Source organism: Streptomyces sp. NPDC059895 (genome assembly GCF_042731035.1).
In the GTDB taxonomy this organism is placed as follows: domain Bacteria; phylum Actinomycetota; class Actinomycetes; order Streptomycetales; family Streptomycetaceae; genus Streptomyces.
Window position 1 is genome coordinate 94654 of the sequence record NZ_JBHWKO010000017.1, and the last position, 19129, is coordinate 113782.

19 protein-coding genes and 1 pseudogene are annotated in these 19129 nt (G+C 72.7%); 15 read left to right on the forward strand and 5 right to left on the reverse strand.

Annotated features, from left to right (window positions below):
• Positions 1-25: 25 nt before the first annotated feature.
• Positions 26-403 (reverse strand): trypco2 family protein, encoded by a 378-nt coding sequence (locus ACFV9M_RS21020; protein ID WP_385075873.1) that lies wholly within the window; start codon positions 401-403, stop codon positions 26-28.
• A 149-nt stretch (positions 404-552) separates the two neighbouring features.
• Here ACFV9M_RS21020 and ACFV9M_RS21025 point away from each other — a divergent pair, with 149 nt between their 5' ends.
• The 8 genes from ACFV9M_RS21025 (at position 553) to ACFV9M_RS21060 (ending at position 8725) form a co-directional block, all read left to right on the forward strand.
• Complete coding sequence (locus ACFV9M_RS21025; protein ID WP_385075875.1) at positions 553-1125, forward strand: TetR/AcrR family transcriptional regulator; 573 nt, start codon at positions 553-555, stop codon at positions 1123-1125.
• Positions 1126-1364: 239 nt separating this feature from the next.
• On the forward strand, positions 1365-2543 hold the full coding sequence (locus ACFV9M_RS21030; RefSeq protein WP_385075879.1) for an acyl-CoA dehydrogenase family protein: 1179 nt from the start codon (positions 1365-1367) through the stop codon (positions 2541-2543).
• Positions 2544-2545: 2 nt separating this feature from the next.
• Positions 2546-3304 (forward strand): SDR family NAD(P)-dependent oxidoreductase, encoded by a 759-nt coding sequence (locus ACFV9M_RS21035; protein ID WP_385075940.1) that lies wholly within the window; start codon positions 2546-2548, stop codon positions 3302-3304.
• Positions 3305-3490: 186 nt separating this feature from the next.
• A complete protein-coding gene (locus ACFV9M_RS21040) occupies positions 3491-4510 on the forward strand; it encodes a sugar ABC transporter substrate-binding protein (RefSeq protein ID WP_385075881.1) in 1020 nt (339 codons plus the stop codon).
• A complete protein-coding gene (locus tag ACFV9M_RS21045; RefSeq protein ID WP_385075884.1) occupies positions 4510-5586 on the forward strand; it encodes an ABC transporter permease in 1077 nt (358 codons plus the stop codon). The genes ACFV9M_RS21040 and ACFV9M_RS21045 overlap by 1 nt, the downstream gene beginning before the upstream one ends.
• A gap of 5 nt (positions 5587-5591) precedes the next feature.
• A complete protein-coding gene (locus tag ACFV9M_RS21050; protein ID WP_385075886.1) occupies positions 5592-6512 on the forward strand; it encodes an ATP-binding cassette domain-containing protein in 921 nt (306 codons plus the stop codon).
• Between the two features lie 117 nt (positions 6513-6629).
• Positions 6630-7220, forward strand: a complete 591-nt coding sequence (locus tag ACFV9M_RS21055; protein ID WP_385075889.1) for a GNAT family N-acetyltransferase — start codon at positions 6630-6632, stop codon at positions 7218-7220.
• 269 nt (positions 7221-7489) lie between these two features.
• Positions 7490-8725 carry a serine hydrolase domain-containing protein gene (locus ACFV9M_RS21060; protein WP_385075891.1) on the forward strand — a complete coding sequence of 412 codons (1236 nt, stop codon included), beginning with the start codon at positions 7490-7492 and terminating at the stop codon, positions 8723-8725.
• Positions 8726-8773: 48 nt separating this feature from the next.
• Here the strand turns inward: ACFV9M_RS21060 and ACFV9M_RS21065 are convergent, their stop codons facing one another.
• On the reverse strand, positions 8774-9778 hold the full coding sequence (locus ACFV9M_RS21065) for a Gfo/Idh/MocA family oxidoreductase (RefSeq protein WP_385075894.1): 1005 nt from the start codon (positions 9776-9778) through the stop codon (positions 8774-8776).
• A 31-nt stretch (positions 9779-9809) separates the two neighbouring features.
• Positions 9810-9959, reverse strand: a complete 150-nt coding sequence (locus tag ACFV9M_RS21070; protein ID WP_385075948.1) for a hypothetical protein — start codon at positions 9957-9959, stop codon at positions 9810-9812.
• A 363-nt stretch (positions 9960-10322) separates the two neighbouring features.
• Between ACFV9M_RS21070 and ACFV9M_RS21075 the strand changes: the two genes are divergently transcribed.
• Entirely contained in the window at positions 10323-11357 is a 1035-nt protein-coding gene (locus ACFV9M_RS21075) for a LacI family DNA-binding transcriptional regulator (protein ID WP_385075896.1), read from the forward strand.
• 94 nt (positions 11358-11451) lie between these two features.
• Here the strand turns inward: ACFV9M_RS21075 and ACFV9M_RS21080 are convergent, their stop codons facing one another.
• Positions 11452-12615: a Gfo/Idh/MocA family protein gene (locus tag ACFV9M_RS21080; RefSeq protein WP_385075898.1), complete on the reverse strand. Its 1164-nt coding sequence runs from the start codon at positions 12613-12615 to the stop codon at positions 11452-11454.
• 139 nt (positions 12616-12754) lie between these two features.
• On the reverse strand, positions 12755-13099 hold the full coding sequence (locus tag ACFV9M_RS21085; protein WP_385075901.1) for a cupin domain-containing protein: 345 nt from the start codon (positions 13097-13099) through the stop codon (positions 12755-12757).
• Positions 13100-13299: 200 nt separating this feature from the next.
• Between ACFV9M_RS21085 and ACFV9M_RS21090 the strand changes: the two genes are divergently transcribed.
• From ACFV9M_RS21090 to ACFV9M_RS21115, 6 genes and pseudogenes are all read left to right on the forward strand, one after another.
• On the forward strand, positions 13300-13950 hold the full coding sequence (locus tag ACFV9M_RS21090; RefSeq protein WP_385075903.1) for a GntR family transcriptional regulator: 651 nt from the start codon (positions 13300-13302) through the stop codon (positions 13948-13950).
• A gap of 220 nt (positions 13951-14170) precedes the next feature.
• A pseudogene (locus ACFV9M_RS21095) lies at positions 14171-14293 on the forward strand (PIG-L family deacetylase); the annotation flags it as partial.
• 107 nt (positions 14294-14400) lie between these two features.
• A complete protein-coding gene (locus ACFV9M_RS21100) occupies positions 14401-15105 on the forward strand; it encodes a 4-carboxy-4-hydroxy-2-oxoadipate aldolase/oxaloacetate decarboxylase (protein ID WP_385075906.1) in 705 nt (234 codons plus the stop codon).
• Positions 15102-16214: a 4-oxalomesaconate tautomerase gene (locus ACFV9M_RS21105; RefSeq protein ID WP_385075908.1), complete on the forward strand. Its 1113-nt coding sequence runs from the start codon at positions 15102-15104 to the stop codon at positions 16212-16214. Before ACFV9M_RS21100 ends, ACFV9M_RS21105 begins: the two co-directional genes overlap by 4 nt.
• Positions 16211-17161 carry a catechol 2,3-dioxygenase gene (locus tag ACFV9M_RS21110; RefSeq protein WP_385075911.1) on the forward strand — a complete coding sequence of 317 codons (951 nt, stop codon included), beginning with the start codon at positions 16211-16213 and terminating at the stop codon, positions 17159-17161. The genes ACFV9M_RS21105 and ACFV9M_RS21110 overlap by 4 nt, the downstream gene beginning before the upstream one ends.
• 250 nt (positions 17162-17411) lie before the next feature.
• Positions 17412-18740 (forward strand): MFS transporter, encoded by a 1329-nt coding sequence (locus tag ACFV9M_RS21115; RefSeq protein ID WP_385075913.1) that lies wholly within the window; start codon positions 17412-17414, stop codon positions 18738-18740.
• The last annotated feature ends 389 nt before the right edge of the window (positions 18741-19129 follow it).

Consider the following 19129-nt stretch of genomic DNA (forward strand, 5'->3'; position numbering starts at 1 on the left):
GTGCCCTCTCGCGCGGGACGGGCGGTCAGGAGGCGTCGGGCGCCAGGAAGAGGGCGGAGCCGTCGTCGGCCCCGGCGCCGCCGCCCGGCACGCCCCCGTCCGCCGGGTCCCCGTCCGCCAGGCTCCGGGAGATCTCCACCGCCCGGCCGTCGGCCCGCTTCGGCGTGAGGGTCAGCGAGACCTTGTGGGTGCGGGTCCGGCCGGCCCTCGCCTCCGCGTCGCCGGAGAGGACCCAGGCCCGGAAGCCGGTCTTCGCGGCGACGTCCCGCCGCAGTTCGACCGTGAACTCCATGCCGACCGGGCCCACCTCGAAGCGCAGGTCGTCGTGCGTGTCGGCGGCGGCGCTCAGCAACGCGTCGCGCACGAGCCGTACCGCGGCCGTCAGTTCCAGCTCCTCGGGCATCGTGTCCCCCTCGTCGGCGCGGACGGAGAGCGCCGTGGTCCTGAGGTGACAGAGTGCCAGACGGGGTGGGGAGAGGACCAACGCGGGCGGGCCCAGGGCTCGGGCAGCCGGGCGGCAGCGGCCGGGCGTGGCGCGGTTACGCTGGGATCATGCCGTCCACCCGCCGTACCGCCCGACAGGCCGACCTGCTGGAACGACTCGTCGCGCTGCTGACGGCGGAGGGGTTCTCGGACCTGACCCTCGACGACCTCGCCGTGCGGCTGCGCTGTTCGAAGACGACGCTGTACCAGCTGGCCCCCAGCAAGCAGGGGCTGGTCGTGGAGGCGGTAAAGCACTACTTCCGGGGGGCGACCGAGGCCGTCGAGAAGCGGGTGGCGCAGACCGCGGATCCGGCGGACCGGGTCCGCGCGTACCTGACGGCCGTCGCCGAGCAACTGCGTCCGCTCTCCCGCCGCTTCCTCGACGACGTGGCCGACTTCCCGCCCGCCCGGGAGGTCTACGAGGCGAACACGCGGATGGCCGCGGAGCGGGTCCGCCGGCTGATCGCGGAGGGCGTCTCCGACGGCGCGTTCCGCGACGTGCACGCCGCCTTCGTGGGCGAGGTCGCCGCCGCGACCATGCGGCAGATCCAGCAGGGCGAGCTCAAGGCACGCACCGGGCTGACCGACGCGGAGGCCTACGAGCAGCTCGCGTCGCTGATCGTGCACGCCGTCGCCCCTTGACGCCCGCTTCCCGCCGCGGCCGTTCCGTCTCCCGCTTCCCGGCGCGGCCGTTCCGTCTCCCGCGTCCCCGCCGCGGCCGTTCCGCCGGCCGCTTCCCGTCGCCGCCCCCGGCGGCAACCTCCCCTCGCGAACGGGTGTCTTCCCCGGCGGCCGTGCAGTACTGTGATTGATACGTTCGTACGCACTCCAGTATCACTGCACTCCAGTATCACTCGGAGTACTACTCCGTGGAGGTCACCATGCCTGCCACTCGCGCCCTGCCGACCGAGGAAGCCGTCGAGCTCATCCAGCTCACCCGCACCCTCGCCGCCAAGGAACTCGCACCCCGGGTCGCCGACGCGGAGGCGGACGGAACGTTCCCCCGCGACGTCTTCCGCACGCTCGGCCGCAGCGGGCTGCTCGGGCTGCCGTTCGCCGAGGAGGACGGCGGGGCGGGCCAGCCGTACGAGGTGTACCTCCAGGTGCTGGAGGAGATCGCCGCGGTCTGGTCGAGCGTCGCCGTGGGCCTCTCCGTGCACGCGCTGTCCTGCTTCCCGCTGGCCCGGTTCGGCACCGAGGAGCAGCGGCGCGCCTGGCTGCCGGACATGCTGGGCGGGGAGCTCCTCGGCGCCTACTGCCTGTCCGAGCCGCACGCCGGCTCCGACCCGGCGGCCATGCTCACGCGCGCGGTCCGCGACGGCGACACGTACGTCCTCGACGGAGCCAAGGCGTGGACCACGCACGGGGGGTACGCCGACTTCTACACGGTCATGGCCCGCACCTCCGAGGACCGCGCCCACGGCGTCTCCTGCTTCCTGGTCCCGGCGGACACCCCGGGGCTGAGCGCCGACCCGCCGGAGCGCAAGATGGGCCTGACCGGGTCGGCGACCGCCACCATGCGGCTCGACGGCGTGCGGGTGCCGGTCGCCCGCCGCATCGGGGAGGAGGGGGAGGGACTGAGGATCGCGCTGGCCTCCCTGGACTGCGGCCGCCTCGGCATCGCCGCCGTCGCCACCGGCCTCGCCCAGGGCGCCCTCGACCACGCCGTGCGCTACGCGCGGGAGCGGGAGACGTTCGGCAAGCCGATCATCGAGCACCAGGGGCTGGCGTTCGTCCTCGCCGACATGGGCGCCGCGATCGAGTCGGCGCGCGCCACCGCCCTGGCCGCCGCCCGGCTGAAGGACCTCGGCCTGCCCTTCACCCGGGAGGCGTCCATCGCCAAGCTCGTGGCCACCGACAACGCCATGAAGGTGACCACGGACGCGGTGCAGGTCCTCGGCGGGTACGGATACACCCGCGACTTCCCCGTCGAGCGCTACATGCGCGAGGCGAAGGTCATGCAGATCTTCGAGGGAACCAACCAGATCCAGCGCATGATCATCTCCCGTGCGCTGGACCGGAGCGAGGGCGGTGTGCTCACCGTCCTCGGCAAGGAGTGATGATGCAGCTCGAGAACACCGCCGCCCTCGTCACCGGCGGTGCGTCCGGCCTCGGCGCGGCCACCGCGAGGGCGCTCGCGGAGCGCGGCGCCACGGTCTTCGCCCTCGACCTGAAGGACGGCATCGACCGGGCCCCGGACGTCGCCGGCGTCACCTACGTCGCCGCCGACGTCACCGACCCGGAGCAGGTGCGCGCCGCCGTCGCCACCGCGGCGGGCGCGGGCGTCCCGCTGCGCACGGTCGTCAACTGCGCCGGCATCGGCCCGTCGATGCGGATCCTCGGCAGGAAGGGCGTCCACGACCTCGCCCTGTACGCCAAGGTGATCCAGATCAACCTGATCGGCACCTTCAACGTGCTCGCGCTCGCCTCGGAGGCCATCGCCGGCACCGAGGCCGACGGCGACGGACAGCGCGGCGTGATCGTCAACACCGCCTCCATCGCCGCCTACGACGGCCAGATCGGCCAGGCCGCCTACTCCTCCTCCAAGGGCGGTGTCGTCGGCCTGACCCTGCCCGCAGCCCGCGACCTGGCGCAGTACGGCATCCGGGTGTGCACCATCGCCCCCGGCGTCGTGGAGACGCCGATGCTGGCCACGGTGTCGGAGGAGTTCCGCACCTCGCTCGCCGCCGGCGTGCCCTTCCCGCCCCGTCTGGCCCGGCCGGAGGAGTACGCCCGGCTCGCCCTGGCGATCGTCGACCACGACTACCTCAACGGCGAGACGATCCGCATGGACGGCGCACTGCGCATGGCGCCCCGCTGAGCCCGCGGCCGCCCGCCCCGGGGACGCCGTCTCTCCCGGGGCGGAGGGTGACGGCGGTGCGCACGGGGTAGATCGTGACCGTCGGGTGCGTCACCGTCGGGCGCGTCGTCGTCGGGTGTGAGGCTCCCGGCCGCGATCGGATCCTCGTTCCCCGTCGTCCCCGTCGCACAGTGAGGTGCTGGAAAGATGGACAACTCCTCCCCCTCCCGCTCCCGCAGACTCGCCCCGGTCGTGGCCATGGCCGCGGCGGTGGCCCTGACCCTCGCGGGCTGCTCCAGCGGTTCCGGAGGCAAGAAGGCCGAGGAAGGGGGAGGCGGCGCCGCCGCGGGCAAGGCCGGCACACCGCGGATGACGGTCGCCCTGATCACCCACCAGGCGCCCGGCGACACCTTCTGGGACATCGTCCGCAAGGGCGCCGAGGCCGCCGCCGCGAAGGACAACGTCAAGCTGGTCTACTCCCGCGACCCCAACGCCGGCAACCAGGCCAACCTGATCCAGAACGCCGTCGACCAGAAGGTCGACGGCATCGCCGTCACCCTCGCCAAGCCCGACGCCCTCAAGGCCGTCATCGCCAGGGCGACGGCCGCGAAGATCCCCGTCGTCGGACTGAACTCGGGGGTGAGCGACTGGCAGCGGCTCGGCCTGCTGGAGTTCTTCGGCCAGGACGAGACGGTGGCCGGCGAGGCCCTCGGCGGCAAGCTGAACTCGCTCGGCGCGAAGAACGCCGTCTGCGTCATCCAGGAGCAGGGCAACGTCGGCCTCACCCAGCGCTGCGACGGCGTGAGGAAGACGTTCTCCGGCACCGTCGAGAACCTCTTCGTCAACGGCACCGACATGCCGTCCGTGAAGTCCACGATCACCGCCAAGCTCGAGCAGGACGCCTCCATCGACCACGTCGTCACCCTCGGCGCCCCGATCGCGATGACGGCCGCGCAGTCGGTGTCCGAGACGGGCAGCAAGGCGAGGATCGCCACCTTCGACCTGAACAAGGAACTGACCGGCGCCATCAGCGAGGGCACCATCGAGTTCGCCGTCGACCAGCAGCCCTACCTCCAGGGCTACCTGGCGGTCGACTCGCTGTGGCTCTACAAGAACAACGGCAACTACATGGGCGGCGGCGAGCAGCCGGTGCTGACCGGCCCGGCCTTCGTCGACAAGTCCAACGTCGAGACCGTCGCCGGCTTCGCGGAGAAGGGCACCCGGTGATGAGCGGGGCCCCGCACGCCGGGCCGGCGGTGGGCACACCGCCGGCGCCCCGCCCGAAGGGGACCGGCGGACGGACCGCGCGCCGCTCCCCGGCCCGCCGGCTGCTGGCCCGCCCCGAGGTCGGCGTCCTCCTCGGCGCGGTCGCGGTGTACCTGTTCTTCCTCGCCACCGCCCCGCCCGTGCGCGACGGCAGCTCGATGGCCAACATCCTCTACCAGTCGTCGACCATCGGGATCATGGCACTGCCGGTGGCGCTGCTGATGATCGGCGGCGAGTTCGACCTGTCGGCCGGTGTCGCCGTGATCAGCTCGGCGCTCACCGCGGCCATGCTCAGCTACCAGCTGACCCTGAACGTGTGGACGGGCGTCGTCCTCGCCCTGGTCCTCTCGCTCTCCGTGGGCCTGTTCAACGGCTGGCTGCTGGTCAGAACCGGCCTGCCGAGCTTCCTGGTGACCCTCGGCACCTTCCTGATCCTCCAGGGCGTCAACCTCGCCGTGACCCGGCTGGTCACCGGCGACGTCGCCACCGACGACATCAGCGACATGGACGGCTTCGACCAGGCCAGGGCGGTCTTCGCCTCGTCGTTCGACGTCGGCGGCGTCCAGGTGAAGATCACCGTCGTGTGGTGGCTCCTCTTCGCCGCGCTCGCCACCTGGGTGCTGCTGCGCACCCGGTACGGCAACTGGATCTACGCCGTCGGCGGCGACCAGGAGAGCGCCCGGGCCGTCGGCGTGCCGGTCACCTTCACCAAGATCTCGCTGTTCACGCTGGTCGGCTTCGGCGCCTGGTTCCTCGGCATGCACCAGCTGTTCTCCTTCAACACCGTGCAGTCCGGCGAGGGCGTCGGCCAGGAGCTGATCTACATCGCCGCGGCCGTGATCGGCGGCTGTCTGCTGACCGGCGGCTACGGCTCGGCGGTCGGGCCGGTCTTCGGCGCGTTCATGTTCGGCATGGTGCAGCAGGGCATCGTCTACGCCGGCTGGAACCCCGACTGGTTCAAGGCCTTCCTCGGCGTGATGCTCCTCGGCGCCGTCCTCATCAATCTGTGGGTCCAGCGCACGGCGACCCGGAGGTGACCCCCATGACGACAGACAACACAGGACCGCACGACGCCGTCCTCGCGGGCACCCCGCCCCCGGACGGAGAGCGCCCGCTGGTCGAACTGCGGGGCGCCGGCAAGTCCTACGGCAACATCCGCGCCCTGCACGGAGTGAGCCTCGTCGTCCGTCCCGGCCGGGTCACCTGTGTCCTCGGCGACAACGGCGCCGGCAAGTCCACCCTGATCAAGATCGTCTCGGGGCTGCACCAGCACACCGAGGGCGAGTTCCTCGTCGACGGCGAAGCGGTCCGCTTCACCACCCCCCGCGACGCCCTCGCCCGCGGTATCGCCACCGTCTACCAGGACCTCGCCACCGTCCCCCTCATGCCGGTCTGGCGCAACTTCTTCCTCGGCTCGGAACTGACCCAGGGGCCCTGGCCGGTCCGCCGCCTCGACATCGACCGCATGAAGAGGATCGCGGACGCGGAACTGCGCACCATGGGCATCGCCCTCGACGACCTGGAACAGCCCATCGGCACCCTCTCCGGCGGCCAGCGCCAGTGCGTCGCCATCGCCCGCGCCGTCCACTTCGGCGCCCGCGTGCTGATCCTCGACGAGCCGACCGCCGCCCTCGGCGTCAAGCAGTCCGGCGTGGTCCTGAAGTACATCGCCGCCGCCCGCGACCGCGGCCTCGGCGTCATCTTCATCACCCACAACCCCCACCACGCCTACATGGTCGGCGACCACTTCAGCGTGCTGCGCCTGGGCACCCTGGAACTCTCCGCCGACCGCAGCGAGGTGAGCCTGGAGGAACTCACCCACCACATGGCCGGCGGCGCCGAACTCGCCGCGCTCAAGCACGAACTGGCGCAGGTGCGCGGCGTGGACGTCGAGGAGCTTCCGGAGGCGGAGGACCTCACCGCGCCCGTCGCGGAACCCGGTGACGGGACGTCCACGTCCTGACCCGCCCCGGCCCCGATCCCGCCCCGCCCCGCCCCTGGCCCCGGCCCCGACGCCGCCCTCGCCCCCGCCCCGCCCCGGAGTCGGAGAGCCCGGACACCCGTCACGTACGCTCGGCGCATGGACGACGATCCGGTACGTCTGGAGGCCGGCGCCACCGCGTCGGCCTCCGCCCTGCTGCTGCGCCCGTGGCGCCCGCGGGACGCGGCCTCACTGGCGGGGGTGTACGCGGATCCGGCCATGCGCCGCTGGTCCGGCGTGACCGTGGCGGACGAGGCGGACGCGGCGCGCTGGGTGGGGGAGCAGCGGCAGGGCTGGCGGACGGGGCGGCGCCTCGCCTTCGCCGTCCTGGAGGTCCGTCCCGGCGACGACGAGGGCCGGCTGGCCGGGAACGTCGTCCTCACGAGCCCTCACGGAGCCGCCCCGGAGGTCGGTTACTGGACCGCCGCCCACGCCCGCGGCCGGGGCGTGGCCCCCCGGGCACTGGGCGCCCTGACGGACTGGGCGTTCACCGCCTTCGCCGGGCTCACCCGCCTCACCCTGCTGCACCAGGCCGACAACACCGCGTCCTGCCGGGTGGCGCAGAAGAGCGGCTACGGGTTCGACGGCCTGCTGCTCGCCGCACCGCCGGAGTTCCCGCTCGACGGCCATGTGCACGTACGCGAGCGCGGCAGCCGACGAGCCGGGCGGACGGCCGGGCAGGCGGGATGAACCCGTCGGCGGGCGGCGGGAGATGAAGGGGGTGCGGGGCGCACGCCGGCCGCGGTGACACGGACGGGGTTCCGGGGCCGGAGCCGGCGCCGGCGGCGGGGCTCTTCGCGGCACCGCCCGCGTGCCCCCGGGGCGTACGCGTCGGCGAAGGTGCCGACAGGCAGCGGTGCGGGGCCGCTCCTATGCTGGTGCTGATGGGCCGCATGCGGCCCGTGCCCCTGGTGCGGCTGTGGCCTGCGGCGAACGTCTCCTCGTGGAGGAGTGGGCCCATGAGCCAGCCGCGTCATCGACTGCGCAGAGGAGCCGTCGTCGCCACGGCGGTGGGTGCGCTGGTGGCACCGGCCGCGGGTGCCACCGCGGCGCCGTCGCCCCCGGCCGTCGCCCAGGCGCCCTCGCCGTCTCCGTCGGGGGACGACGTCCGCGAACTGACCCCCGCCGTGCGGCGGCAGATCGACCAGGCCGTCCAGCGCGTCATGAAGGAGGCGGCCGTGCCCGGCGTGAGCGTCGGCATCTGGACGCCCGACAAGGGCCGGTACGTGAAGTCCTTCGGCGTCGCCGACAGGAGCACCGGCGAGCGGATGCGGCCGGACCTGCACATGCGGATCGGCAGCGAGACCAAGACGTTCACCGTCACCGCGGTCCTCGAACTGGTCGACGAGGGCGAGATCGGCCTCGACGACACCATCGGCACGTACGTCGACGGTGTGCCGGGCGGCGACGAGATCACCCTGCGTCAACTGGCCGGCATGCGCAGCGGGCTGTTCAACTACTCGGAGGACGAAGGCTTCTTCAAGGCGCTGACGTCGGACCCGCAGCGCTCGTTCACCCCGGCGCAACTGCTCGGCTACTCCTTCAAGCACCCCGTGCTGTTCGCACCGGGCAAGGAGTTCTCCTACTGCAACACCAACCTGATCCTGCTCGGCCTGGTCGTCGAGAAGGTCAGCGGCCAGTCGCTCGCGGACTACGTCCAGGAGCACGTCCTCACACCGGCCGGCCTGGACGACACGCTCTTCCCCAAGGGCAACGAGTTCCCCGAGCCGCACGCCCAGGGCTACACCGACCAGACCGCGACCGGCAAGGTCGAGAACGCGACCGACTGGAACCCGTCCTGGGGCTGGGCCGCCGGGGCCATGATCTCCACCCTGGAGGATCTGCGGGTGTGGGCGCGCACGGTCGCCACGGGCCGACTGCCCGACGGGAAACCGATGATCAGCCCCGCCACGCAGAAGGAGCGGCTGGTCACCCCGCCGACCACCATCCCCGGCGCCGGATACGGGCTCGGCATCTTCGACGTGCAGGGGTGGATCGGCCACAACGGCTCACTGCCGGGCTACGAGTCCCTGACCGTCTACCTGCCGTCGGCCGACACGACCCTCGTCGTGGTGCTGAACACCGACATCACCCACGACGGCGAGGAGCCCAGCACCCTGTTCGGCGACGCGATCACGACGATCATCTCCCCGGACCACGTCTTCGATCTGCCCACCCAGCCCGCGGCGAGATGACGGCTGCCGGCCCGCCTGTGGCCCTGGGCGCACCCGTGGCCGCCGTCGTCACCCGGCGCGCACCTCCGCGAGGGTCACCGGCCGGTGCTCGCGCAGCGACAGCGTGCACGCCTCCGCGATCCAGCCGGCCTCCAGGGCGTCCCCGATCGTGCAGGGGGAGGGCCGGGTGCCGGCCACCACCTCGGTGAACGCGGTGAGTTCGGCGCGGTAGGCGGCCGCGAAGCGGTCCATGAAGAAGTCGTGGGGCGTGCCGGACGGGAAGGCGGCGCCGGGCTCCACCGACCGCAGCGGCAGCTTGTCCTCCAGACCGACCGCGATGGAGTCCCGGAAGCCGTGCAGTTCCAAGCGGACGTCGTAACCCCGCCCGTTGTGACGGGAGTTGGAGACCACCGCGAGCGTGCCGTCGTCGAGGGTGAGGATCGCTCCCGTGGTGTCGGCGTCGCCCGCCGCCTCGATGTAGTCGGCGCCCCGGTTCCCGCCGGCCGCGTACACCTCGGCCACCTCACGGCCCGTCACCCAGCGGATGATGTCGAAGTCGTGGACCGAGCAGTCCCGGAGGATGCCCCCGGAGGCCGCGACGTACGCGGCGGGCGGCGGCGCCGGGTCCAGGGTGGTCGAGCGCACGGTGTGCAGCGCGCCCAGCTCACCCGCCCGCACGGCGGCCCGGGCGGCGGCGAAGCCCGCGTCGAAGCGACGGTTGTACCCGATCTGGACGGGCACGCCCGTGCCCTCGACGGCCTCGAACACCTCGACGCCCTCACGCATGGTCCTGGCGACGGGCTTCTCGCAGAAGACGGGGACGCCGGCCGCGACGGCCGTACGGACGAGACCCGGATGGGCGTCCGTCGCCGCGGCGATCACCACACCGTCCACGCCCGCGGCCAGCACCGCCTCCGGCGAGTCCGCGACCTCGGCGCCGAACCGCTCCGCGGCGGCCTTGGCGGCCTCCGCGAACGGGTCGGCGACGACGAGCGACTCGACGGCGTCGAGGCCGGAGAGGGTCTCGGCGTGGAAGGCGCCGATGCGGCCGAGGCCGAGGATTCCGATACGCATGGGTTGCAGCTCCTTGAGAGAAGGTCCAGCGTCACCAGGGGGAAAGGAACCGGTCCAGGCCGCCGAGCACGCTCTGGTCCCAGTCGATCACCGAACCGGCGACCACGCCGGACCGCTCGGACAGCGGGAACACCACGAAGCCGGCGATCTCGTCCGGCTGCCCGAGCCTGCCCGTCGGCACCCGCGCCACCGCCCGCACGGCGGGACCAGGGCGTTGCCCTCCACCGCCGCCGCGTGCGGGTGGACGGCGAGGTCCGTGGCGCGCTCGACGAGCGCAGGGAAGGCGTCGAGGTCGCACCCCGCTCGCTCAGCCATACGGAGGGCATCGAGGTCGCACTCCCGCGCGCTCAGCCATACGGAGGGCGGTGCGGAGGTGGAGGACATCGTCGTCCCTTCGCTACGGGAGCCGGGCGGTACGGGCCGGGCGCGGTCCGGGGAGCCGGGCGGCTCTGTCATTCTTGTCAGTACAAACCCCTCGAACAACCGGCGGCGAGCCATCAAAAACCCCTCAGGCGCGCCCTGACACCCGTCCCAGGAGCCTGCTGTGGGCCATCCCTTCCCGATCCGTGAGATCGCACGTCAGGCGGGCCTGAGCGAGGCCACGGTGGACCGGGTCCTCAACGGCCGCGGAGGGGTGCGCGCGTCCACCGCGCAGGAGGTCCACCGGGCCATCGCCGACCTCGACCGGCAGCGCACCCAGGTCCGGCTCGTCGGCCGCACCTTCATGGTCGACGTCGTCGTGCAGGCGCCCGAACGGTTCACCACCGCCGTACGCGCCGCCCTGGAGGCGGAGCTGCCGTCCCTGCACCCGGCCGTCCTGCGCTCCCGCTTCCACTTCCGGGAGACCGGTCCCGCGGCGGAGCTGGTCGCGAGGCTGGACCGGATCGCCCGGCGCGGCTCGCAGGGGGTGCTCCTGAAGGCTCCGGACGTCCCCGAGGTCACGGCGGCGGTCGGGCGGCTCGTCGCCGCCGGCATCCCGGTCGTCACCCTCGTCACCGACCTGCCCGCCAGCGCCCGCCTCGCCTACGTCGGCATCGACGACCGGGCCGCCGGCGCCACCGCCGCCTACCTCGTGGGCCAGTGGCTGGGCGACCGGCCCGGCAATGTGCTGACCAGCCTCAGCAGCGGCTTCTTCCGCAACGAGGAGGAGCGCGAGATGGGGTTCCGCGGCGCCATGCGCGCCCGCCACCCCGAGCGGATGCTCGTCGAGATCGCCGAGGGCCAGGGCCTGGACGCCACCCAGTACGACCTCGTCCGCGCCGCCCTCGCCCGCGACCCCGGCATCCGCGCCGTCTACTCCATCGGCGGCGGCAACATCGCCACCCTGCGCGCCTTCGCCGACCTCGGCCGTGAGTGCGCGGTGTTCGTCGCGCACGACCTCGACCACGACAACACCCGTCTGCTGCGCGAGCACCGCCTGTCCGCCGTCCTCCACCACGACCTGCGCCAGGACGTGCGCGAGGCCTGCCACGCCGTGATGCGCGCCCACGGTGCCCTGCCACCCGCCGGGCGGATCCTGCCGTCGGCGATCCAGGTGGTGACGCCGTACAACATGCCGCCGCAGGCGGTGACCGGCTGAGGGGCGGTGCCGGGGCTCGCGGGGCGCGCCACGGCCCGCAGGCCGCCGACGACGCCGGCGGTCGCCGTGAGGCCGCTGTGGAGGCGGCCGGCCGTCACGCCGGCGCGTCCACGCCCACCCACGTCCCGTTCTCCGCCGAGCGGGCCATCGCGTCCAGGACGGCCGCGCTGCGCACCGCGTCCGTGAGCGTCGCGCCGTACGGCGTGCCCTCGGCGACCGAGCGCAGGAACTGGTACGCCTCGATCACCTTCAGGTCGTCGTAGCCCATGGCGTTGGCGGCGCCGGGCTGGAACGCGCCGAACTCGCCGGCGCCCGGGCCGACGTACACGGTGCTGACCGGCTGGTCCTGGTACGTCGTGCCGCGGCTGACGGCCAGCTCGTTCATCCGGCGGAAGTCCCAGAAGACGGCGCCCCGGGTGCCGTGCACCTCGAAGCCGTAGTTGTTCTGCTCGCCGACCGACACCCGGCACGCCTCCAGGACGCCACGGGCGCCGGAGGCGAAGCGGAGCAGGCAGTTGACGTAGTCCTCGTTCTCGACGGGCCCGAGGTCGCCGCCGGTGGCCAGAGTGTGGCCGGCGGTCGCGGCGGCGGGCCGGGCGCGCCTGGGGAGGAAGACCGCGGTGTCGGCGGTGAGCGAGGTGATGTCGCCGAGCAGGAAGCGGGCCAGGTCGGCGCCGTGCGAGGCGAGGTCGCCGAGCACCCCGCTGCCGCCGCGTTCCCGCTCGTAGCGCCAGGTCAGAGCACCGTCGGGATGGGCCGCGTAGTCGCTGAACAGACGGATGCGGACATGCGTGACCGTGCCGATCTCCCCGGCGGCGATCAGCTCGCGGGCCGACTCCACGGCGGGCGCGCCGCGGTAGTTGAAGCCGACCGCGCCCTGCACGCCCGCCTCGGCGACCGCGTCCGCGACCGCGCGGGCGTCGTCGGCCGTGAGGCCCACCGGCTTCTCGATCCACAGGTGCTTGCCCGCCCGGGCCATCGCGACGCCGATCTCGCGGTGCAGGAAGTTCGGCGCGGTGACGCTGACCGCCTTCACCCGCGGGTCGGCGGCGACCTCGCGCCAGTCGCGCGTCGTGGAGACGAAGCCGTACCGCGCGGCGGCCTCCTCGGCCCTCCCCGGCACCTCCTCGGCGACCGTGACCAGCTCCGGCCGCACGGTCAGCCGCGGGAAGTGGTGGAGCACGCGCGCGTACGCCCGCGTGTGCACCCGGCCCATCCAGCCGAACCCGACGACCGCGACCCCCAGCGCCTGCACCATGACGGCCCCTCTCAGCCGGGGCCGGACCGGTCCACAGCCGTTCCGGGCCCACCCTCGGAGCCACCCTGTGGGCCCTCTCCACCCCTGTCAACCACGGCCCCCGCACCCCGGGGACGGCCCCGACGGCGTCGGTCGCCGGTCAGAGGGTGATGGCGTACGCCTTGCGCAGCGTCTCGTGCACGGTCCACGTCGTCCGGTCGCCCGCACGCAGCACCGCCATGTCCCCGGGGCCGACCGTCAGGGTGGGCCCGTCCTCGACCTCGATGGTCGCCGAGCCGCTGACGACGACGAACACCTCGTCCGCCTCGGTGTCGGTGACGACCCCGGGCGTGATCTGCCAGACGCTGCGGACCTGCCTGCCGTCCTCCGACTCCCACACCACCCTGCCGGTCACCTCGGGCGTCCCGGAGACGATCTGCCCGGGGTCGAGCGGCTCGGGTTCGAGGTCGGCGTCGGCGATGCGGAGAGCGAGGCTGTGCGTCATGGGCCGACCCCAGCGAGCACGTCCGCGCCGCCGGTGGGGACAGAGGGTGCGGTATCGCCCCGGCGCGCGCGACACATCGTCGCGCCCCGCCCGACGCCTTCCTTTCTCCTCCTCGCTGCACGCAATACGGCAGACAAAATTGTTGACAATCTTGTTTGGCTAGATTTAGGTTCGACAAGCACTCACTCAGGGAGGGCACGATGCCGAAAGAAGCCCGTCCGAGCACCGGGGAGCAAGCCAAACAGCATGCGCTCGCGCAGCTGCGGCAGGCGATCCTGCACGGCGAGATGGCACCGGCGCAGCGGCTGGTGGAGAACGAGCTCGCCGAGCAGTTCGGTGTGACGCGGGCCAGCATCCGCGCGGCACTCATCGATCTGGAGTCCCAGGGGCTCGTCGAGCGGATCCGCAACCGCGGTTCGCGCGTGCGGGTGGTGACCGTGGACGAAGCGGTCGCCATCACCGAGTGCCGCATGGTCCTCGAAGGGCTGTGCGCGGCGAAGGCGGCCGTCGCGGCCAGCGACGACCAGCTGATCGAGCTCACCGATCTCGGCACCGCCATGACCAAGGCGGTCGCCGACGGCGAACCGGTCACCTACTCCGACCTCAACCACGAACTGCACGTCCGCATCCGGGAGTTCTCCGACCAGCGGACCGCGCAGGAACTGCTGGAGCGGCTCAACGCCCAACTGGTGCGGCACCGCTTCCAGCTGGCACTGAGGCCGGGACGCCCGCAGCAATCCCTGAACGAGCACCTGACCATGATCGAAGCGATCCGGGCCAGGGACCCGCAGGCGGCCGAGGCGGCCGTCCGTGCCCACCTCACCAGCGTGATCGAGGCGCTGCGCGACTGAGAGCCGCGGTCGGCGAAGCCACAGCCGGCACAGCTGCTCTCCCACAGCCGCGGCCGCGAAGCCGCCGTCACACAGCCTCAGCCGGCGAAACCGCAGCCGGCGGAGCCGTGATCGCGGAGCCGTGATCGCGGAGCCGCGGCCGGCCGAGCAGGCCGGCGCGCGCAGCAGCCCTGGAGCCGTCCGAGGCGGGCGCCCACCTGTCACCAAGGAGATTTCAGCAATGACCCAGGCCAACGCGCTCGCCCCCCCACGGTCGACGCTCGTCGTCACCGCGCACGCCGGGGACTTCGTGTGGCATGCGGGCGGCGCCGTCGCCCTGGCGGCCTCCCGGGGGGAGAAGGTCCGCCGCGGCGTCCAGCTCGAGCGCAAGGCCGGCCACCCGGGTCCGGCGCACAAGACCATGGCCGAGGCGCACCCGCGTCCCCACTCGCAGATCGCTGAGGAGCCGGTATGAGCGGCGTGATCGTCACCAACCCGCCGAAGGCGGACCTGAAGGACGTCGACGCGCTGGCCGGCTACGGCGTGGCCACCGTCAGCGAGGCGATGGGCCGCACCGGCCTGCTGGGCCCGGACGTCCGTCCGATCCAGCAGGGCGTACGGGTCGCCGGCACCGCCGTCACCGTGCTCAGCTGGCCCGGCGACAACCTCATGATCCACGCGGCCGTCGAGCAGTGCGGCGAGGGCGACATCCTGGTCGTCACCACCACCTCCCCGTCCACCGACGGCATGTTCGGCGAGCTGTTCGCCACCGCGCTCCAGCAGCGGGGCGTGCGCGGACTGATCATCAACGCGGGCATCCGCGACACGCAGGAACTGCGCGAGATGGACTTCCCGGCCTGGTCGCGGGCGGTCTCCGCGCAGGGCACCGTGAAGGCCACCGGCGGCTCGGTGAACGTGCCGGTCGCGATCGACGGCCAGGTGATCCGTCCCGGTGACGTGATCCTCGCCGACGACGACGGCGTCGTGGTCGTCCCGCGCGAGCGCGTCCGCGCCACCGTCGAGGCGTCCGAGGCCCGCGAGGTCAAGGAGGCCAAGGCCCGCGCCGCGTTCATCGACGGCGAGCTCGGCCTGGACCGGTACGGGCTGCGCGGCACCCTCGAGCGGCTCGGTGTCGTGTACAAGACCTACGAGGAGTACGAGGGAGAGCGGTCGTGAGCCGCCCGCCCGAGGAGGTGCCCTGCCTGCTGATGCGGGGCGGTACCTCCAAGGGCGCCTTCTTCCTCGCCGGCGACCTGCCCGCGGATCCCGGCGAGCGTGACGGTCTGCTGCTGCGGATCATGGGCAGCCCCGACGACCGCCAGATCGACGGTCTCGGCGGCGCCCACCCGCTCACCAGCAAGGTCGCCGTGGTCTCGCCCTCGGCCGACCCGGACGCCGACGTCGACTACCTGTTCCTCCAGGTGGCCGTGGACCGGCCCGAGGTGAGCGACCGTCAGAACTGCGGCAACATCCTCGCCGGCGTCGGCCCGTTCGCCGTCGAGCGCGCACTGGTGACGGCGGGGGAGGAGGAGACGTCCGTCCGGATCCGCATGGTCAACAGCGGTGACCTCGCGACGGCGACCTTCCCGACCCCCGGCGGGCGCGTGGACTACACCGGGGACGCCGAGATCTCCGGCGTGCCGGGCACCGCGGCCCCCGTGGTCATCGAGTTCCCGCCGAGCGCCAACCCCCTGCTGCCGACCGGCAACGTCCGGGACGAGATCGACGGCGTCCAGGTGACCTGCGTGGACAACGGCATGCCGACCGTGCTCATGGCGGCCACCTCCCTGAAGGTCACCGGCTACGAGTCGCCCCGGGACCTGGAGGAGGACCTCGCGCTCGCCGACCGGCTCCGCTCGATCCGGCTGAAGGCGGGCCGGCTGATGGGGCTCGGGGACGTCTCGGACGCCACCGTGCCCAAGCTCACACTGCTCGCCGCGCCTCGCGCGGGCGGCGCGATCAGCACCCGCACGTTCATTCCGGTGCGCTGTCACACCTCGATCGGGGTGCTCGGTGCGGCCAGTGTCGCAGCCGGCCTTCGGATCGAAGGCGGCGTGGGCGCGGACCTGGCCCGGCTCACGCCCGGAAGTGACCGAATTCGCATAGAACATCCCACCGGATTCCTGGACATCGAAAGTAGTCTCGGAGCCACCGCCGACGGCCTTCCCTCGGCCCGCCGCACCGCCGTGGTCCGCACGGCCCGCAAGATATTCGACGGCACCGTGTTCCCCCGCTCCGCCGGAACGGCGCCGCTCCCCCCGCACTCCCAAGGAGGTCAACGATGACTCCGCCGCTCGGCGACATCGCCCACATCGGCCACGCCCAGCTCTTCACCCCGGACCTGGACGCCAGCGTCGGCTTCTTCACCGACTACCTCGGGCTCACCGTCTGCGGGCAGGACGGCGACACGGTCTACCTGCGCACCTTCGACGACTACGAGCACCACAGCCTGGTCCTCACCGCCCGCGAGCAGCCCGGCCTCGGCCGGCTCGCCCTGCGCACCTCCAGCGAGGAGGCGCTCCAGCGCCGGGTGAAGGCCGTCGAGGAGTCCGGCGGCACCGGCCACTGGGTCGAGGACGAACCCGGCCTCGGCAAGCTCTACGTCACCACCGACCCGGACGGCCACGAGCACGCCCTGTACTGGGAGAGCGAGCACTACCGGGCCCCCGACGAGCTCAGGCCCGCGCTGAAGAACCAGCCTCAGGCCAAGCCCAACCGGGGTGTGGGCGTACGGCGCCTGGACCACATCAACTTCCTCGCCGCCGACGTCCTCGCCAACGCCGAGTTCCAGCAGAACGTCCTCGGCGCCCGGCCGACGGAGCAGATCCAGCTCGACAGCGGCAAGATCGCGGCCCGCTGGCTGACGTTCACGAACAAGTCGTACGACGTCGTCTACACCTCCGACTGGACCGGTTCCGAGGGCCGGCTGCACCACATCGCCTTCGCGACCGACACCCGCGAGGACATCCTGCGCGCGGCCGACCTCGCCATCGACAGCGGTGTGTTCATCGAGACGGGCCCGCACAAGCACGCCATCCAGCAGACGTTCTTCCTGTACGTCTACGAGCCCGGCGGCAACCGGATCGAGCTGTGCAACCCGCTCACCCGGCTCGTGCTCGCGCCCGACTGGCCGCTGATCACGTGGACCGAGGAGGAGCGGAAGAAGGGCCAGGCCTGGGGCCTGAAGACCATCGAGTCCTTCCACACCCACGGCACCCCGCCGGTCGCCTAGAACCGGCACCACGGGGGGTGGGCGCGCACCGCGGTGCGGGTCCACCCCCTTTCCGTTCCATATCGTTGGAAAGATTGTTGACAAAAGCGTTGACACTCAGGGAACGGATCCTTAGCGTCTAGCGCACACGGGGTAAGCCGCACGAGCCGCGTCGCCCCTCCCCCCCGACTCTCGACTTCGCATCGAGCGGGGAACCCCGCCACATGAGTCCCCCTCCAGGGAACGCCTCCTGGACGAGAGGAAAACGACGATGTCCTCCTCCCCCGCTCTGTCCGCCCGCGGCAGCAGACTGGCCCTTCTGGTCGTCGGTCTGTGCTGGCTGGCCGTCCTCTTCGACGGCCTGGACATGTTCATCTACGGCTCGGTGCTGCCGCACCTGCTGGAGACGAAGACCTTCGGCCTCACCCCGGACCAGGCCGGCGACCTCGGCAGCTACGCCACCTTCGGCATGCTCCTCGGCGCGCTGACCGCGGGCACCGTCGCCGACCGGATCGGCCGCAAGAAGCTGATGGTCGTCTGCGTGATCGTCTTCTCGCTGGCCTCCGCCGTGTGCGCGATAGCGGACAGCGTCGCCGTCTTCGGCCTCGGCCGGACGGTGGCGGGCATCGGTCTCGGCGGTCTGCTGCCGACCGCGATCAGCATGGTCTCCGACTACGCCCCGCGAGGACGCGGCGCGATCGTCATCGGCCTGCTGATGACCGCCCACCACGTCGGCGGCATCCTCTCCGCCTACGTGGCGAAGTGGCTCGTGGAGCCGGTCGGCTGGCGTGCCGCGTTCTGGGTGTGCGTGCTGCCGCTGCTGTTCGCCCCGGTGCTCGCCAAGTTCCTGCCCGAGTCGCTGAGCTTCCTCGTCGCCAAGGGCCGTGACGAGGAGGCCCGCGCGCTGGCCGCCCGCTACGACGTCGAGCTGCCCGCCGCCAAGTCCGGCAAGGCCGGCGCGGGCGACCGCTGGACCAACCTGGCCAACCTCTTCCGCGGCGGCGAGTGGGTCCAGACCCTGCTGTACTGGCTGGCCTCCTTCGGCGGCCTGCTCCTCGTCTACGGCGTCGCCACCTGGCTGCCCACCCTGATGCGCGCCGAGGGCTACGAGCTCGGCTCCGCGCTGTCCTTCGTGGTCGTCTTCAACCTCGGCGGCATCGTGGGCATGCTGGTCGCCGGCCGTGCCGCCGACCGCTTCGGCGCCCCGCGCATCTCGGCCCTGTGGTTCGCGCTGACCGCCGCCGGCGTCTTCCTGCTCAGCGTCCACATGCCGATGACGGTGACCATGATCGTCGTCTTCTTCGCGGGCCTCTTCCTCAACAGCGCCCAGACGATGATCTACGCGACGGTCTCCATCCGCTCCCACCCCGGCACCCGCGCCACCGCCGTCGGCTGGACCTCGGGCATGGGCCGCTTCGGCGCCGTCTTCGGCCCGTGGCTCGGCGGCCAGCTGCTCGCCTCCGGCCAGGGCGAATGGGGCTTCACCGCGTTCGCGATCGCCGGTCTCTCCTCCATGGTCTTCATCGGCATCGCCGCCCTGCGCAGCGCCAAGCCGGCCGGCGAGGAGGACCGCAAGGAGGAACTGCTGGCCGCGCACTGAGCGACCGGGCAGCCGGTCAGGGGCTGCCCGGCCACCGGGGGAACGGACGAACGCCGGCCACCGCACGAGCGAGGTGCGGAGGCCGGCGTTCGGCGTTTCACGGTGACGGGTGGCTCTCCGGGCCGGTGATCGGCGGGAGATTCCGGGCCGTTGATCGGCGGGAGATAAGGGCCCCCGTCGGCCGTCGCGTTCCGTGGGCCGTCGTCGCGAGCCGCCGCCCCGGGTGGCTCGTACGGCCGTCTTGCGCCGCCGTGCCGAAGGCGTTCCGGCGCGTCCCGGGCGCGCCCGGAGCGGGGCATGCCGAGGCCGCCCGCGGTGCGGCGGGCGGGGGTGGTGCGGGGCCGGGCAGGTGGTAGCGGCGGGCCCGGCGGGGCCATGGCGCACGGCGC

What these genes read in the sequence shown, in the direction of transcription:
- ACFV9M_RS21020 (WP_385075873.1), bottom strand. Translation starts at nt 403, where the DNA reads ATGCCCGAGGAGCTGGAACTGACGGCCGCGGTACGGCTCGTGCGCGAC.
- ACFV9M_RS21025 (WP_385075875.1), top strand. Translation starts at nt 553, where the DNA reads ATGCCGTCCACCCGCCGTACCGCCCGACAGGCCGACCTGCTGGAACGA.
- ACFV9M_RS21030 (WP_385075879.1), top strand. Translation starts at nt 1,365, where the DNA reads ATGCCTGCCACTCGCGCCCTGCCGACCGAGGAAGCCGTCGAGCTCATC.
- ACFV9M_RS21035 (WP_385075940.1), top strand. Translation starts at nt 2,546, where the DNA reads ATGCAGCTCGAGAACACCGCCGCCCTCGTCACCGGCGGTGCGTCCGGC.
- ACFV9M_RS21040 (WP_385075881.1), top strand. Translation starts at nt 3,491, where the DNA reads ATGGACAACTCCTCCCCCTCCCGCTCCCGCAGACTCGCCCCGGTCGTG.
- ACFV9M_RS21045 (WP_385075884.1), top strand. Translation starts at nt 4,510, where the DNA reads ATGAGCGGGGCCCCGCACGCCGGGCCGGCGGTGGGCACACCGCCGGCG.
- ACFV9M_RS21050 (WP_385075886.1), top strand. Translation starts at nt 5,592, where the DNA reads ATGACGACAGACAACACAGGACCGCACGACGCCGTCCTCGCGGGCACC.
- ACFV9M_RS21055 (WP_385075889.1), top strand. Translation starts at nt 6,630, where the DNA reads ATGGACGACGATCCGGTACGTCTGGAGGCCGGCGCCACCGCGTCGGCC.
- ACFV9M_RS21060 (WP_385075891.1), top strand. Translation starts at nt 7,490, where the DNA reads ATGAGCCAGCCGCGTCATCGACTGCGCAGAGGAGCCGTCGTCGCCACG.
- ACFV9M_RS21065 (WP_385075894.1), bottom strand. Translation starts at nt 9,778, where the DNA reads ATGCGTATCGGAATCCTCGGCCTCGGCCGCATCGGCGCCTTCCACGCC.
- ACFV9M_RS21080 (WP_385075898.1), bottom strand. Translation starts at nt 12,615, where the DNA reads ATGGTGCAGGCGCTGGGGGTCGCGGTCGTCGGGTTCGGCTGGATGGGC.
- ACFV9M_RS21085 (WP_385075901.1), bottom strand. Translation starts at nt 13,099, where the DNA reads ATGACGCACAGCCTCGCTCTCCGCATCGCCGACGCCGACCTCGAACCC.
- ACFV9M_RS21090 (WP_385075903.1), top strand. Translation starts at nt 13,300, where the DNA reads ATGCCGAAAGAAGCCCGTCCGAGCACCGGGGAGCAAGCCAAACAGCAT.
- ACFV9M_RS21100 (WP_385075906.1), top strand. Translation starts at nt 14,401, where the DNA reads ATGAGCGGCGTGATCGTCACCAACCCGCCGAAGGCGGACCTGAAGGAC.
- ACFV9M_RS21110 (WP_385075911.1), top strand. Translation starts at nt 16,211, where the DNA reads ATGACTCCGCCGCTCGGCGACATCGCCCACATCGGCCACGCCCAGCTC.
- ACFV9M_RS21115 (WP_385075913.1), top strand. Translation starts at nt 17,412, where the DNA reads ATGTCCTCCTCCCCCGCTCTGTCCGCCCGCGGCAGCAGACTGGCCCTT.